Raw genomic sequence first — 13851 nt, forward strand, 5'->3', positions numbered from 1 at the left:
AAGTCTACGTCCGGTGATCCGGACGGCCCGGTTGCGACGCGCGGGCCGATCGGGTGGTCCGGCGAGCACGCTGCGTGTCCACCCGAGGCGCGGTCCGAGCACGGGCAGTGCTTTGCGAGAATGGTCACGTGACGGCGAAGATTCTGGACGGCAAGGCCACGAAGGACGCCATTTTCGCGGAGCTGCGCCCGCGGGTGGCCGCGCTCGCCGAGCGGGGTGTCGTGCCCGGGCTGGGCACGGTGCTGGTCGGCGACGACCCGGGCTCGCACTCCTACGTGAAGATGAAGCACGCGGACAGCGCGAAGATCGGCATCAATTCGATCCGCCGCGACCTGCCCGCCGACATCTCGCAGGAGAAGCTCGAGGCCGTGATCGACGACCTCAACGCCGATCCCACGTGCCACGGCTACATCGTGCAGCTGCCCCTGCCCAAGCACCTCGACGCGAACCGCGTGCTCGAGCGCATCGACCCCGACAAGGACGCCGACGGCCTCGCGCCCACCAGCCTCGGCCGCCTCGTGCTCGGCCAGCGCGGCCCGCTGCCGTGCACGCCGTACGGGATCATCGAGCTGCTCAAGCGCCACGGGGTCGAGCTCAACGGCGCGCGCGTGACCGTGGTCGGCCGCGGCATCACCGTCGGCCGCACGATGGGCCTGCTGCTCACCCGCCGCAGCGAGAACTCGACCGTGACGCTCTGCCACACCGGCACGCGTGACCTCGCCGCCGAGGTGCGCCGCGCCGACATCGTGATCGCCGCCGCGGGCGTGCCCGGCATCATCAAGCCCGACATGGTCGCGCCCGGCGCGGCCGTGCTCGACGTCGGGGTGTCCCACGTCGATGGCAAGCTCACCGGCGACGTCGACCCGGGTGTGGCCGAGGTGGCCGCCTGGCTGTCGCCGAACCCCGGCGGCGTCGGCCCGATGACGCGCGCGATGCTCGTGTCGAACGTGGTCGAAGCCGCCGAACGCGCGGCCGCGAGCCGATGACCATGACCTCCGAGCGGCCACGCACCCAGCGGTCCTGGACCGTCCACGTGCCGTTCGGGCTGGTCATCCTCCTGCTGCTGGCCGCGGCGCTGCGGATCCTGCAGTACCACTGGCGCGAGGGCGCGGTGCTGGTCGGCGCCGCGCTGCTGGTCGGTGGCCTGCTGCGGCTGCTGCTGCCCGAGGACCGCGTGGGCCTGCTGGCGATCCGCGGCAAGGTCGTGGACGTCGTCACCTACGCGGCTCTGTGCGCCGCGGTGCTGTACATCGCGTTCACGATCACGGGCGGTCCGTTCGACACGACGTCCTGACCCTTCCGACATGACAGTGGCCCCGCACCGGCTTGGTGCGGGGCCACTGTCGTTCTCGGGCTTTCAGGAAGCCAGCGCGAGCTCCTGCTGCTCGGCCGCGCGGGCGTCGCGCCGGTCGATCGTGCCGGACACCGCGGCGATCGACAGCCCGACCACGGCCAGCGAAGCACCGACCCAGTTGGGCGCCACCAGGCCGAGCCCGCCGGCGATCACCAGCCCGCCGAGGTACGCGCCGATCGAGTTCGCGATGTTGAACGCCGACTGCACCGCCGCCGACACCAGCGAAGGCGTGCCGCCGGCCTTCTGCATGATCCGCGTCTGCATCATCGGGCCGATCATGAAGCCGGCCAGGCCCACGAAGAAGATCGTGATCGCCGCGCCGGCCTTCGAGTGTGCCGTGAGCGTGAAGATCCCCAGCACCACGGCCAGCGACAGCATCGCGCCGTACAGCGAAGGCATCAGCGCGCGGTCGGCGAGCCGGCCGCCGAGGTAGTTGCCCACGGTCATGCCGACCCCGGCGAGCGACAGCAGCAGCGTCACGTCCCCGGGCGAGTAGCCGGCGACGTCGGTGAGCATCGGCGCGATGTAGGACATGCAGGCGAACACCCCGCCGAGCCCGAACATCACGATCGCCAGCGCCAGCCACACCTGCGGCCGCCGGAACGCGCTCAGCTCGCCGCGCAGCGAAGCCTCGGCCGGCCGGCCCTGGTGCGGCACGAGCTTGTAGATCGCGGCCGCGGCCACCACGCCGATCACCGCGACCACGCCGAACGTCGCGCGCCAGCCCACCTGCTGGCCCAGCAGCGTGCCCAGCGGCACGCCGACGACGTTGGCCACCGTGAGGCCCATGAACATCATCGACACCGCCTTCGCGCGGTCACCCGGCTTCACCAGGCTCGACGCGATCACCGCGCCGGCGCCGAAGAACGCGCCGTGGGGCAGGCCGGCGAGGAAGCGGAACGCGATGCCGAAACCCTGGTTCGGCGAGAGCGCGAACAGGCCGTTGCCCAGCGTGAACAGGCCCATCATCGCGAGCAGCATGGTCTTGCGCGGCAGCCGCACGGCCACCGCCGTGAGCAGCGGGGCGCCGATCACGACGCCGAGCGCGTAGGCGGAGATGAAGTAGCCGGCGGTGGGGATGTCGACGTGGAAGTCCGCGGCTGCCTGGGGCAGCACGCCCATCATCACGAACTCGGTGGTCCCGATGCCGAAGGCACCGATGGCGAGCGCGAGCAACGCGACGGGCACGGCTCTCCTTCCTGGAGAAATCGATTACTCAGCCCGGGCTCAACCCGTTCTGAAGCGCTTTAGAAGTCGGGCAAAAAACTGGACAGCTCCGACGTCGTCGTGGCTGTCCGCGCTCCAGTTCAACCGATGGGGTGGGGTTTTGTCATCCCGGTATCCGGGTGAGGCTCTTCACGTAACGGAGCGGTCAGCGCCGCGCGGCGAGCACTCCGTCGAGAAGGCCGGGCGCGAGCTCGTCAAGATCGGTGCGCCGCAAGGAGTTGAACCGCGACGTGCCTTCCTGGCGGCCGGAGATCACGCCCGCCGCGCGCAGGATGCCGAGGTGGTGCGTGAGTGTGGACTTGGTCACCGGCACCTCGAGCCCGCCGCACGAGACCTCGGCTTCGGAAGTGGCCAGCTGGCGCACGATCGCCAGGCGCACGGGGTCGGCCAGCGCGCGCAGCACCGCTTCGACGGTCATCTCGCCGAGCTCGGGGTGCACGAGCGGCGTGAGGTGCGTGGTGGTGGCCATACGTCCATAGTACGACGTTCCTCGAAATTGTCAGGCCCGCGGTGTACGGTCGTCATCGAACTACGACGTTCGTCGAACCAAGCCCGTTCACCTTCTTGGGGGCACCACCATGTCCAGCCTCTCCACCTCCGCGGGCTCGCGGAACGCCGTGCTGGCGTTCGGGGCCTTCGGGGTCGGCACCAGCGGCTACATCGTCGCCGGACTGCTGCCGTCGCTCGTCTCCGAGCTGCACGTGTCGGCCACCGCCGCCGCGCAGCTGGTCACGTCGTTCGCCATCGCGTACGCCATCGGCTCGCCGCTGTTCGCCGCCGTCACCGGCCGCTGGGAGCGCCGGACGCTCCTGGTCGCCGCGCTCGTGGTGACCGGCCTCGGCAACCTCTTCGCCGCCGTCGCGCCCGGCTACACCACGCTGCTTCTCGCGCGGGTGGTCACGGCCGTGGGTGCCGCGGTGTTCACGCCGGCCGCCAGCGCGGTGGCCGCGGAGCTCACCACGCCCGAACGCCGCGGCCGCGCGGTCGCGATGGTGTTCGGCGGGCTCACCGTCGCGTTGATCTTCGGGGTGCCGCTCGGCAGCCTGGTTTCGCAGCAGTGGGACTACGAGGCCGCGTTCCTGCTCGTCGGCGTGCTGTCGCTGGCCGGTGCGATCGCCGTGCGGCTCGTGCTGCCGCGGGTGGCGCCGCCGCCGGCCGTGCGGCTGGCCGAGCGCTTCGCGGTGGCGCGCGACAAGCGGGTGGTGGCGCTGCTGGTGACCACGGTGCTCGCGTGCCTCGGCGCGTTCATGGTCTACACGCTCTCGTCGTCGCTGCTCGCCGCGACGGCCGGGATCACCGGCGGCACCGTGACCGTGCTGCTGTTCTGCTACGGCATCGGCGGCGCGCTGGGCAACTACCTCGGCGGCCGCGCGGCCGACCGGTGGGGCGCGCGGGTGCCGGTGCTGCTGGTGCTCGGCGGGATGACCGTGGTGCTGGCGCTGCTGCCGTTCACGTCGGTGACCGTGGTCGGCGCGGGGATCACGTTCTTCGTGTGGGGCACGATCACGTGGGCCATCAACCCGCCCATGCAGCACCGGCTCATCGAGCTTTCCCCCGGGCACGCCGGGCTGGCGCTCTCGCTCAACGCCTCGGCGATCTACCTGGGCGTCGGGCTCTCCGGCATCGTCGGCGGGGCCGTGCTCACCTCGGCCGGGCCGACGGTGCTGCCGGAGATCGCCGCGGTGCTGAGCGCCGTCGCGATCGCGGTGATGGTGTTCTTCTGGGACACCCGGCGCGCCCGTCGCGTCGAGGCCCGCGAAGAAGTGGCGGTCGGCTAGCCGGTTTCACTCGTTGTGGATTTCGCAGTCGGGCCCGGGGTACAGCAGTGCCTCGTGCCCGTCGGCGAAGCGCACCACGTAGGGCGGCGAGCCGTCCGGGCCGCGCACCTCGAGGATCTCGGCCCGCTGCTCGGCGGCGCCCACCGTGCGGCCGTGGACCTGGATCTCGTCTCCTACCGTCGCGTACATGGGGTTCACCTCCGTTCGTCAGGGTAGGCCGCCGACCGGTCGGTTGTGAAAAGCTCGGCGGCGTGGCTGAAGTGCTCGAGGTGGCCCGGGGGCGGGCCGGTGAACTGGTGTTGCGCCGGGACGGTGCCGCGCTCGAAGTGATCGAGAACGGCGTGTTCCTCATGGACACCCGCAATGGCGACTCGGAACGGCTTCTCGCCACCGGCGCACTGGACCTGCTCGCGCCCGGCGCCCGCGTGCTGATCGGCGGCCTGGGGGTGGGTTTTTCATTGCGGGCCGCGCTGGATCACGTCAACACCGGCTCCGTCGTGGTCGTGGAACGCGAGCCGGCGGTGATCGCGTGGAACCGCACGGGCCCGCTGCGCTCGGTGCACGGCTCGGCGCTGGCCGACCCGCGCGTGGAGGTGGTGGAGGCGGACCTCGTGCCGTGGCTGCGTGAGTGCCCTTCGTCGTTCGACGCCCTGTGCCTCGACATCGACAACGGTCCCGAGTGGACGGTCACCTCCGGCAACGCCGGCCTCTACACCGAGTCCGGAGTGGACGGTCTGACCCGCCTGCTGCGTCCGGGCGGCGTGCTGGCCGTGTGGAGCGCCGCCGCCGTGCCCGCGTTCACCCGACGGCTGCGCGCGCATTTCGCCGACGTGCGCGAGGCGGCGGTCCCGGTGCCCCGCCGCGGGCCCGACGTGCTGTGGTTCGCCCGGGTTTGACGGCCGTCTGCCATGCTTTCCCGTATGACGCGTGAAGTGCACCTGAGCGGCGACGCCGAAGCCGACAAGCTGCTGAGCGAAGACCCGGTGGCGCTGCTCGTCGGCATGCTGCTCGACCAGCAGATCTCCATGGAGGTCGCCTTCCTCGGGCCGCGCAAGATCGCCGACCGCATGGGCGGGTTCGACGTGCACCGCATCGCGGAGGCGGACACCGAGGACTTCGTGGAGAAGTGCGTGACGCCCCCCGCGATCCACCGCTACGGCGGCTCCATGGCCCGCCGCGTGCAGGCCCTGTGCCAGCACCTCGTCGAACACTACGACGGCAACGCCGAAGCGCTCTGGACCGAAGGCCGCCCCAAGCCCGACGGCCCCGAGGTCCTCAAGCGCCTCAAAGCCCTGCCCGGCTACGGCGAACAGAAGGCCAAGATCTTCCTCGCCCTGCTGGGCAAGCAGTACGGCGTGCAGCCCAAGGGCTGGCGCGAAGCCGCGGGCGCGTACGGGGACCGTGGGTCGCGGCGGTCGATCGCGGATGTGGTGAACGCGAAGACGTTGGCGGAGGTGCGGGCGTTCAAGAAGGAACAGAAGGCGGCGGCTGCTGCTACTCCGAAGAAGTAGGTTCTCTGCCCTGTCTCACTGAGCGGTAATCCGCCCAACGGCGGCTATCCGGGTCGGCTCCGGCGTTGGAAGGATCTTCGTCGGTGCTGCACCGGCAGCACGCCCAGGGGAGGGGAACCACGTGCGCCGAATCCTGTTCACCGCCGCGGTGGCCGTCGCGGCCGCCGGCATCACCACGACGTCCGCCGACGCCGCGCCGATCGCCGGCTTCTCGTACACGTCCGAACCCGGCGCGCAGCCGCTCAGCGGCTCGGCAAGCTGGTCGGCCCCGACCGACGACGTCGCCGTGTGGGAGTACGACGGAGCCGTGAAGGTCGACGCCGCCACCGCCGACCAGCGGGACTACGCCCGCGTGGAACTCAGCGCCCCCTCTGGCGAGCAGTTGCACGAAGGCACTTACCTCGGCGCCCACTACCGGGCCCAGCTCGCACCCCAACTCGCCGGCCCGGGCATCTTCATCGTCCGCGGCGCCTTCGGCTGCGGCGACACCCTCCAGGGCGACTTCACGATCACCCACCTGACCCGCGCGCCCGACGGCACCCTCACCGCCCTGGACGCCACCTTCACCGAACGCTGCGGCGGCCCGGACACCCCGGCCGCGACCGGTGAGGTGCACTTCCACGGCTAGCGGTTTGGGCGGCGGGTCTTCCGGTAGGTCGGGAGGCCCGCTCCCGCAAGCAACGCTGTGCCTATCGAGAGCGAGCCTGCGTCCGCGGCGAGCAAGCCTGCGCGCGCCGCAAGCGAACCTGTGTCTGCCGCGCGCAACCGTGCGCGCGTCGCGCGGCAACCTGGCTCGCATCACGCAGCAACCCGGTGCGCGTCGCGTGCGAGCCTGCGTCTGCGGCGAACAAGTTCTTGCCCGCCGCCCTCTCCAGTCGCCCGTCCTCACCACCCGCAAGCAAGCCCCCGCCCAACCTCAGGGGGACCGGCCCCGCACCCATTTTACTGCCTCTGACCTGCGAAAACCTCGCCGATGGCACGAAGGTGCCGCTCGCGCCGGAAGCGCAGTCACGGCTGTCCGATCGGCGGCCGGGCGAGTGGTCAGATCGCGCCGGTTCGGGCCACGCGCGGTAGCCAAACCGGTGCTCGGTCGCAGACCCAGGCGCCGTGAGCCCGGCACGAGCGGGACATCGGTGCCGGCGCGCGAACGGTCCGGTCACGCAGCTCTCCGCAGGCGCACACCACTGACCGGGTCCGCGATTGCCGCGCGGTGAAGCGATCTGGACTCCCGCGATCGATCGCTAACGCACCGCCCGCACCGCAAACACCAACCGCTCACGCCCACCCATATGCGCCGCCACCGTCTCCGCCGACGCAGCGCTGAAGCCCGCCGCCGTCGCCAACCCAGCAGCCTCCGCTTCCGACCCCGGAATCCGCAGGTCACGGGGCATCAACTCACCCATCGACCCACCCGGCTTGAAGCGCGCCGAAGACGAGATGCTGAACGCCAACACCCCACCCGGCCGCAGCACGCGCGCCCAGTCGGCGAGAGCCGTGGCGCCGAGGAAGTGCAGGGCCGAAGCACACACCACCGCGTCGGCACCGGCGTCGGGTACCGGGAGGGGCACCGCGGGGCCCACCTGCCACGAGATCACGCCCGCCGGGTCGAGCGAAGTGGCCTTCGTGCGGGCCAGGTCCACCATCGAGGCGGAGATGTCCACGCCGAGCACCGCGCCGGGCGAAAGGCGCAGCGCGGCGAACGCGGCCGCGCCCGTGCCGGTGGCCGCGTCGACCAGCAGGGCGGGGCGTTCGGGTACGAAGGAAATCAGCTTGTCCGCCACCAGGGGGTGGAAGGGATCGTCGTCGTAACCGGCGGCCATTTCGTCGAAGGCTGAGCTCACGACGATCACCGTAGCGGCCCTGACCAGCGAATTTTCAGCTCAGCCGGCGGCGTCCGGCGAAGCCGAGGTCCACGCGGTGGTACCAGGTCAGCTCGCGGTCGCCTTCGAGCCAGCAGAGGAGCACGTCGTCGCCGTCGAGGGAGGACGGGAAGTCGACCAGTAGGGGCGCGAAGCCCTTCAGCTCGGCGCCCGTGCGCTGGACGATGGTCATCAGCTCGTCGAGCCGGGCCTGCGCCGCCTTCCACTCGGGCAGGCCTCCGAGGTCGGTGTCGCGTCCGCCGGGCCGCAGCGAAGCGGCGAGCTCGGCAGCGTCGGCGCGTACGCGGATGAGTTCGGCGAGGACCGGCAGCAGCCGGGAGAGCTCGGCGCGCGCCTCGGCCACGGTGAACAGACCCATGTGAGGATGTTCTCACTGCCCCCGAACGCGCCGGACGACTGCCGGACGACTGTGCCGGACGACCGCGGCCGCCGATGCCAAACGGCAGCGCCCGGCGACGGGGGCCGACCACTCTGCGCGACCGGCAACCCCGCCCGACCGCGCTCATCGGCGCGGGCCTCACCGCTGTGGAAAAAGCGCCGGGCGAGGGCGCCACCCCAAGGCACTCACCGGCGCGGGTCCCACCGCCGTGGAACGAACGCGCCGGGCAAGAGCTGAGCCCCAAAGCACCCAGCAGCGCACGCCACGACCCCAGCGAGCCGAACCAGCACCCTCACCTCCCGATACGCCGCCGCGCCACCGTCGCCGCCAGCCCCGTCCCCACCAGCAAGAACCCCGACGCCAGCAGCGCCCCCGAGAACAGCCACGACGACAACCCGTACGACAGCCCGCCGTGCGGCAGCGCGTTCAGCAGGTCGAAGCCCCATTCCGGCATCGCCAGCGCGACGACGCCGGGCAGCACTCCCCACACGACCCCGCCCAGCAGCGGCCCCGTCGACGACCACGCACCAAGCGCCGCGACCCCCAGCAGCAGGATCGCGCCGGCCACCGTCAGGGCGATGCCGAGCCCGTCGCGGCGGGCGGTGAGGGCTTCCATCACGATCACCTGCTGCCGGTAACCGCCGGCCGCGAGCAGGCCGAACGCCACGGGCGTGAGCACCAGGCCGAGCAGTCCGCTGAACACGCGGGCCAGCGCCCGAGACGGCGGCGGCGCCTCGTAGACCGGCGGTTGATAGGTGGTGTACGGGTCGGAATACGACATAGCGTTACCTCCCGGGTGGCTGAGTCCCCGATGGGATGATCGTCGGCTTCACCCGGTTCCGCGACCGGCGAACGCGTGGTGTGCCCGCTCGCCGACGCCGGAAGCAAGAGGGGCAGACTTGATACCGACCACTTCTGGAACCATCCAGCACCGGTAAGCAGTACGCTTGTACCGCTATCGACGAGTCGAAGAAGTAACGCGAAGATCCGCGGAAGGAGCACCGCTGCTCATGGCCAAGATCAAGGTCCAGGGCACCGTCGTCGAGCTCGACGGCGATGAGATGACCCGCATTATCTGGCAGTTCATCAAGGACAAGCTGATCCACCCGTACCTGGACGTCAACCTGGACTACTACGACCTGGGCATCGAGGAGCGGGACCGCACCGACGACCAGATCACCATCGACTCCGCCAACGCCATCAAGAAGCACGGCGTCGGTGTCAAGTGCGCCACGATCACGCCCGACGAGGCGCGCGTGGAGGAGTTCGGTCTGAAGAAGATGTGGCGGAGCCCCAACGGCACCATCCGCAACATCCTCGGCGGCGTGGTCTTCCGCGAGCCGATCATCATGCAGAACGTGCCCCGCCTGGTACCGGGCTGGACCAAGCCGATCATCATCGGCCGCCACGCCCACGGCGACCAGTACAAGGCCACCGACTTCAAGGTCCCCGGCCCCGGCACGGTCACCATGACCTACACCCCGGCCGACGGCTCCGAGCCGATGGAGTTCGAGGTCACCAACTTCCCCGAGGGCGGCGGCGTCGCCATGGGGATGTACAACTACCGCAAGTCGATCGAGGACTTCGCGCGCGCGTCGCTGCAGTACGGGCTCGACCGCGGTTACCCGGTCTACCTCTCCACCAAGAACACGATCCTCAAGGCCTACGACGGCATGTTCAAGGACGTGTTCCAGGAGGTCTTCGAGGCCGAGTACAAGGCCGACTTCGACGCCAAGGGCCTCACCTACGAGCACCGCCTCATCGACGACATGGTCGCCGCGGCGCTGAAGTGGGAAGGCGGCTACGTCTGGGCCACCAAGAACTACGACGGTGACGTGCAGTCCGACACCGTGGCCCAGGGCTTCGGCTCGCTCGGCCTGATGACGTCGGTGCTGCGCACGCCGGACGGCAAGACCGTCGAGGCCGAGGCGGCCCACGGCACGGTCACCCGCCACTACCGCCAGCACCAGCAGGGCAAGCCGACCTCCACGAACCCGATCGCGTCGATCTACGCGTGGACCCGGGGCCTGGAGCACCGCGGCAAGCTCGACGGCAACTCGGAGCTCATCGGCTTCGCGAACAAGCTCGAGCGCGTGGTCATCGACACCGTCGAAGGCGGCAAGATGACGAAGGACCTGGCGCTGCTGATCGGCAAGGAGCAGCCGTGGCAGACCACCGAGGAGTTCCTCGGCACGCTCGACGAGAACCTGGCCAAGAAGATCGCGCAGGGCTGATCTTCGGGCCTCATTCGGCCACCGGCTGAACTGCCTTACCCACCACCACGAAGGGGCACCTCGGAGGAGTCTTCCGAGGTGCCCCTTCGTCGTGAACACGCACTGTCACCACCGGGTGACGCTGTTGGCGCCTCCGGGTGGTCTGCACGACCGGACCTGTCGGGCGGACCCACTCCGTGTCTACCCTGGTGGAGCCCGATTTTTGGCGACTGGGAACTGTTGGCGATCGAGGAGCGGCCGTGATCCTGGGATTGGTGCCGAAGAAGATGCTGATCATCATCGGTGTCATCGTCGCGGTGATCGTGATCTACGTCGTGAACCAGAAGGGCCAGGCCGACGCCCAGGGTTCCCCGACCGGGTGCCGCGTCGCGGTGACCGCCGACGTGCTCAACGCGCGCGAAACCCCGAACGGCAACGGCAAGATCGTCGGCAAGTACCTCAACGGCGCCGAGCTCGACGCGATGCCGGTGCAGCAGAACGGGTTCCGCGAGGTCGCGAAGGACAAGTGGGTGGCGAGCAACTTCGTGAAGCCGCTCGACGGGTCGAAGTGCTGAGCTTCCGATCCGGCTGGCGCTAGACGCCCGCGAAGTCCAGCGCCACCGTCACCACACCTGAGAGCGCCGCGATCAGCGCCAACGTGCGCGCCTTGCGCCGGTCGCGTTTCGCCGCGGCCCGCCAGTAGAGGCCGATGCCGACCACGAGCAGCAGCACCTCCACGGTCATCGACACCACGGGCAGCCGCCACAGGCCGAAGCAGAACGTCGGCAGGTGGCCGGCGTTGCCGGGCAGGATCGGCAGATCGGCGCGGTGCACCAGGAGATCGAGCAGCCAGTGCGAGAACGCCACGGCGCCGAGCGTCACGCCGGCGCTGCGTCCGAGCCGGCGGGCCGCGACCAGGCCGAACAGGGCCGAGAGCACGAGCGCGCCGACGAGCGAATGGGTGTAGTCGGCGTGGATCACGCCTTCGCCGTAGCCCGTGCCGCCGGACTGGTCGATGGTTTCGATGCCGGCCAGGTAGAGCGGCGTGAACACGATGTCGAGCCACGCGGTGGCCAGCATCAGCGTCCACACGGGAATGGCGGGCCGGCCGGCCTTCACGGCGGCGGCGAGCCCGAAGTGCCCGGCGATCATCTGGTTACCTCGCTCTCGGCGGGCTTGGCGTTGGCCTGCCAGGGAAACCGCGCGTCGGGGATCCCGAGCGCGACGGTGAACAGCAGGACGGCGAGGACGAAGGACATGGGTTCTCCTCAGCTGGTGTAGTCGGCGATGCCGCGCACGAGCATCGTTTTCAGGAGCGTGAAGCTGGCGTCGACGTCTTCGGGCCGGCCGAACCCGCCGGACGCTTCGAGGCTCGCGAAGCCGTGCACGGCAGCGCGCAGGCACCGCGTCGCGTGCACCGTCTTCGCTTGGTTGAAGCCGTACGGGCGAAGCACGGCGAAGGCGACTTCGGCGACGCCGTGCGTGGCCTTCGCGAGCTCCTCGTCGCCTTCGTCGGGCGCGGTTTCCAGCGCGGCGACGCGGTGGGGGTGGGCGCGCAGGTACGCGCGGTAGGCGTCGGCGAGGGCCTCGATCGCGTCGTCACCTGAACGGCCGGTCGCGGCGCCGCGCAACGCTTCGGTCATCTCGGCGGCCACGCGCAGGTCGATCAGCCGGCGCAGCGCGGCGAGACCGCCGACGTGCTTGTAGAGCGAGGGCGTGGCGACACCCGCGCGTTCGGCGACCTTGGCGAGGCTGAGCGCTTCGGCACCGTCGGCGTCCACCACCTCGAGGGCGAGGGTGACGACGGCGTCGGGCGTGAGGCCGGCTCTAGGCGACACGAGGTTGGCTAACTGTCATAGCTTTAAAGCTAATGGCGTTAGCTACCGCTCGTCAAGCTCGATGGTCAGGCCTTCGTCGGCCACGAGCACCTCGCCGTCGAACTCCCTGCGGGCTTCCGCGGCCGACACGGCTCGGTCGGCGCCGGGCCAGAAGTGCGTGAGCAGCAAGGTCCGGACCCCTGCCTCGGCCGCCGTGCGCCCGGCCTCCGCGGCGGTGAGCAGGTGGCGCGGCTCGTCCGGCGGCTCGCCTTGGAGCGTGGCTTCGCAGATGAACAGGTCGGCGCTGCGGGCCAGCTCCACGAGCAGCCTCGACGGGCCGGTGTCGCCGGAGTACGCGACGGTGCCGTGCGGCGAGCTCAGCCGCACGCCGTGGTCGGGCACGTGGTGGGGGAGCGGCGCGGAGGTGAGCTGCCAGGGGCCGACGGTTTCAGGCTGGGCGAAGGGGCGGACGTCGAAGATCGTCGCCGGGTGCGGCCGCGGCTCGGCGGCTTCGAGCCGGTGCAGCACGCCAGGGGTGCAGTGCAGCGGCAGGCGCTTGGTTTCCGCGGTGTCGTGCCACGCGCGGCTGAGCGCCGTGAGGTCCGCGACGTGGTCGGGGTGCTCGTGGGTGATCACCACGGCGTCGAGGTCCTTCGCGGCGACATGCGTGAACAGGCGGCTCGCGGTGCCGTAGCCGAGGTCGAGCACGACGTGGTGGTTGCCTTGGGAGAGAAGGAATCCCGCGCACGCGCGGCCGGGTTCGGGCCAGGCGCCGCAGCTGCCGAGCACGGTCAGTCGGGCCATGGGCGCAGTCTGGCACAGGATTGTCGGGCCCGGCGGGTAGCGTGCGCGGGGTGCTGACCGTCTCCACCGTGAATGTCAACGGCCTGCGGGCCGCCGTGAAGAAGGGCTTCGTCGAGTGGCTCGCCACCACGAAGGCCGATGTCGTCGCCTGCCAGGAGGTGCGGGCCGAGGCCGCGCAGCTGCCCGCGCACGTCGTCGAACCCGAGGGCTGGTTCGCCGCCCACGCGCCCTCGTCGGCCAAGGGCCGCAACGGCGTCTCGCTCTACAGCCGCGTCGAGCCGGACGAGGTGCGCGTCGGCTTCGGCGAGCCCGAGTTCGAGGACAGCGGGCGCTACCTCGAAATGCACCTGCCGGGTGTCGTGGTGGCCAGCCTGTACCTCCCGAGCGGCGACGTCGGCACCGAGCGCCAGGACGAGAAGGAACGCTTCATGGCGGCCTTCCTCCCGCACCTCGCCGAGCTGCGCGCGAAGGCCGCCGCGGCCGGCCGCGAGGTCGTGGTGGTGGGCGACTGGAACATCGCCTACGACACCGTCGACCTGAAGAACTGGAAGGGCAACCACAAGAACTCGGGCTTCCTGCCGGAAGAACGCGAGTGGCTCGGCCGCGTCTACTCCGAGGCCGGCTACGTCGACGTCCAACGCCGCCTCCACGACGGCCCGGGCCCCTACACCTGGTGGTCCTACCGCGGCCAGGCCTTCGACAACGACTCCGGCTGGCGCATCGACTGCCAACTGGCCACCCCCACCCTGGCCGCCGCGGTGCAGTCCGTGGTCGTCGAACGAGCGGCGACGTACGCGGAACGCTGGTCGGACCACGCTCCGGTCACGGCTACGTACGACGTGCCTTTTCCTCGCTGAGTCGTTGGTGTGGTGCGAAGGCGGCGCGCTG

General features: G+C 70.6%; 18 protein-coding genes. 9 read left to right on the plus strand and 9 right to left on the minus strand.

From position 1 onward, the window contains the following. Positions 1–128 precede the first annotated feature (128 nt). Positions 129–986 carry a bifunctional methylenetetrahydrofolate dehydrogenase/methenyltetrahydrofolate cyclohydrolase gene (locus VSH64_RS41655; RefSeq protein WP_326568213.1) on the plus strand — a complete coding sequence of 286 codons (858 nt, stop codon included), beginning with the start codon at positions 129–131 and terminating at the stop codon, positions 984–986. Next, positions 983–1294, plus strand: coding sequence for a DUF3017 domain-containing protein (locus VSH64_RS41660; protein ID WP_326568214.1), 312 nt, complete (start codon positions 983–985; stop codon positions 1292–1294). The genes VSH64_RS41655 and VSH64_RS41660 overlap by 4 nt, the downstream gene beginning before the upstream one ends. 63 nt (positions 1295–1357) lie before the next feature. Here the strand turns inward: VSH64_RS41660 and VSH64_RS41665 are convergent, their stop codons facing one another. Further along, positions 1358–2542 carry an MFS transporter gene (locus VSH64_RS41665; RefSeq protein ID WP_326568215.1) on the minus strand — a complete coding sequence of 395 codons (1185 nt, stop codon included), beginning with the start codon at positions 2540–2542 and terminating at the stop codon, positions 1358–1360. Positions 2543–2726: 184 nt separating this feature from the next. Next, a complete protein-coding gene (locus VSH64_RS41670; RefSeq protein WP_326568216.1) occupies positions 2727–3050 on the minus strand; it encodes an ArsR/SmtB family transcription factor in 324 nt (107 codons plus the stop codon). A 109-nt stretch (positions 3051–3159) separates the two neighbouring features. On the opposite strand from VSH64_RS41670, the gene VSH64_RS41675 reads away from it, so the two are divergent. Beyond that, positions 3160–4359, plus strand: coding sequence for an MFS transporter (locus VSH64_RS41675; RefSeq protein ID WP_326568217.1), 1200 nt, complete (start codon positions 3160–3162; stop codon positions 4357–4359). Between the two features lie 6 nt (positions 4360–4365). Here the strand turns inward: VSH64_RS41675 and VSH64_RS41680 are convergent, their stop codons facing one another. Then, positions 4366–4548 carry a DUF1918 domain-containing protein gene (locus VSH64_RS41680; RefSeq protein ID WP_326568218.1) on the minus strand — a complete coding sequence of 61 codons (183 nt, stop codon included), beginning with the start codon at positions 4546–4548 and terminating at the stop codon, positions 4366–4368. Positions 4549–4610: 62 nt separating this feature from the next. Between VSH64_RS41680 and VSH64_RS41685 the strand changes: the two genes are divergently transcribed. The 3 genes from VSH64_RS41685 (at position 4611) to VSH64_RS41695 (ending at position 6498) form a co-directional block, all read left to right on the plus strand. Then, positions 4611–5255 (plus strand): spermine/spermidine synthase domain-containing protein, encoded by a 645-nt coding sequence (locus VSH64_RS41685; RefSeq protein ID WP_326568219.1) that lies wholly within the window; start codon positions 4611–4613, stop codon positions 5253–5255. 24 nt (positions 5256–5279) lie between these two features. After that, entirely contained in the window at positions 5280–5870 is a 591-nt protein-coding gene (locus VSH64_RS41690; RefSeq protein ID WP_326568220.1) for an HhH-GPD-type base excision DNA repair protein, read from the plus strand. A 121-nt stretch (positions 5871–5991) separates the two neighbouring features. After that, positions 5992–6498 carry a hypothetical protein gene (locus VSH64_RS41695; protein WP_326568221.1) on the plus strand — a complete coding sequence of 169 codons (507 nt, stop codon included), beginning with the start codon at positions 5992–5994 and terminating at the stop codon, positions 6496–6498. Between the two features lie 613 nt (positions 6499–7111). On the opposite strand, the gene VSH64_RS41700 is transcribed toward VSH64_RS41695, so the two are convergent. The 3 genes from VSH64_RS41700 to VSH64_RS41710 form a co-directional block, all read right to left on the minus strand. Next, entirely contained in the window at positions 7112–7711 is a 600-nt protein-coding gene (locus VSH64_RS41700; protein ID WP_326568222.1) for a class I SAM-dependent methyltransferase, read from the minus strand. 34 nt (positions 7712–7745) lie between these two features. Further along, complete coding sequence (locus VSH64_RS41705) at positions 7746–8108, minus strand: DUF2203 domain-containing protein (RefSeq protein WP_326568223.1); 363 nt, start codon at positions 8106–8108, stop codon at positions 7746–7748. 313 nt (positions 8109–8421) lie between these two features. Further along, positions 8422–8910 carry a hypothetical protein gene (locus tag VSH64_RS41710; RefSeq protein WP_326568224.1) on the minus strand — a complete coding sequence of 163 codons (489 nt, stop codon included), beginning with the start codon at positions 8908–8910 and terminating at the stop codon, positions 8422–8424. 229 nt (positions 8911–9139) lie between these two features. Between VSH64_RS41710 and VSH64_RS41715 the strand changes: the two genes are divergently transcribed. Together VSH64_RS41715 and VSH64_RS41720 are read left to right on the plus strand one after the other, a co-directional pair. Then, positions 9140–10363 carry an NADP-dependent isocitrate dehydrogenase gene (locus VSH64_RS41715; protein ID WP_326568225.1) on the plus strand — a complete coding sequence of 408 codons (1224 nt, stop codon included), beginning with the start codon at positions 9140–9142 and terminating at the stop codon, positions 10361–10363. Between the two features lie 239 nt (positions 10364–10602). Then, positions 10603–10917 carry an SH3 domain-containing protein gene (locus VSH64_RS41720; RefSeq protein WP_326568226.1) on the plus strand — a complete coding sequence of 105 codons (315 nt, stop codon included), beginning with the start codon at positions 10603–10605 and terminating at the stop codon, positions 10915–10917. 19 nt (positions 10918–10936) lie between these two features. Here the strand turns inward: VSH64_RS41720 and VSH64_RS41725 are convergent, their stop codons facing one another. The 3 genes from VSH64_RS41725 to VSH64_RS41735 all read right to left on the minus strand — a co-directional run bounded on the left by VSH64_RS41725 (position 10937) and on the right by VSH64_RS41735 (position 12963). Continuing rightward, positions 10937–11494: a permease gene (locus VSH64_RS41725; RefSeq protein ID WP_326568227.1), complete on the minus strand. Its 558-nt coding sequence runs from the start codon at positions 11492–11494 to the stop codon at positions 10937–10939. 116 nt (positions 11495–11610) lie between these two features. Then, positions 11611–12180 (minus strand): TetR/AcrR family transcriptional regulator, encoded by a 570-nt coding sequence (locus VSH64_RS41730; RefSeq protein WP_326568228.1) that lies wholly within the window; start codon positions 12178–12180, stop codon positions 11611–11613. A 42-nt stretch (positions 12181–12222) separates the two neighbouring features. Continuing rightward, complete coding sequence (locus VSH64_RS41735; RefSeq protein WP_326568229.1) at positions 12223–12963, minus strand: MBL fold metallo-hydrolase; 741 nt, start codon at positions 12961–12963, stop codon at positions 12223–12225. 41 nt (positions 12964–13004) lie between these two features. On the opposite strand from VSH64_RS41735, the gene VSH64_RS41740 reads away from it, so the two are divergent. Beyond that, positions 13005–13820 (plus strand): exodeoxyribonuclease III, encoded by an 816-nt coding sequence (locus tag VSH64_RS41740; protein ID WP_326568230.1) that lies wholly within the window; start codon positions 13005–13007, stop codon positions 13818–13820. Positions 13821–13851: the final 31 nt, after the last annotated feature.

It is taken from the genome of Amycolatopsis rhabdoformis, assembly GCF_035918295.1.
Taxonomy (GTDB): Bacteria; Actinomycetota; Actinomycetes; order Mycobacteriales; family Pseudonocardiaceae; genus Amycolatopsis; species Amycolatopsis rhabdoformis.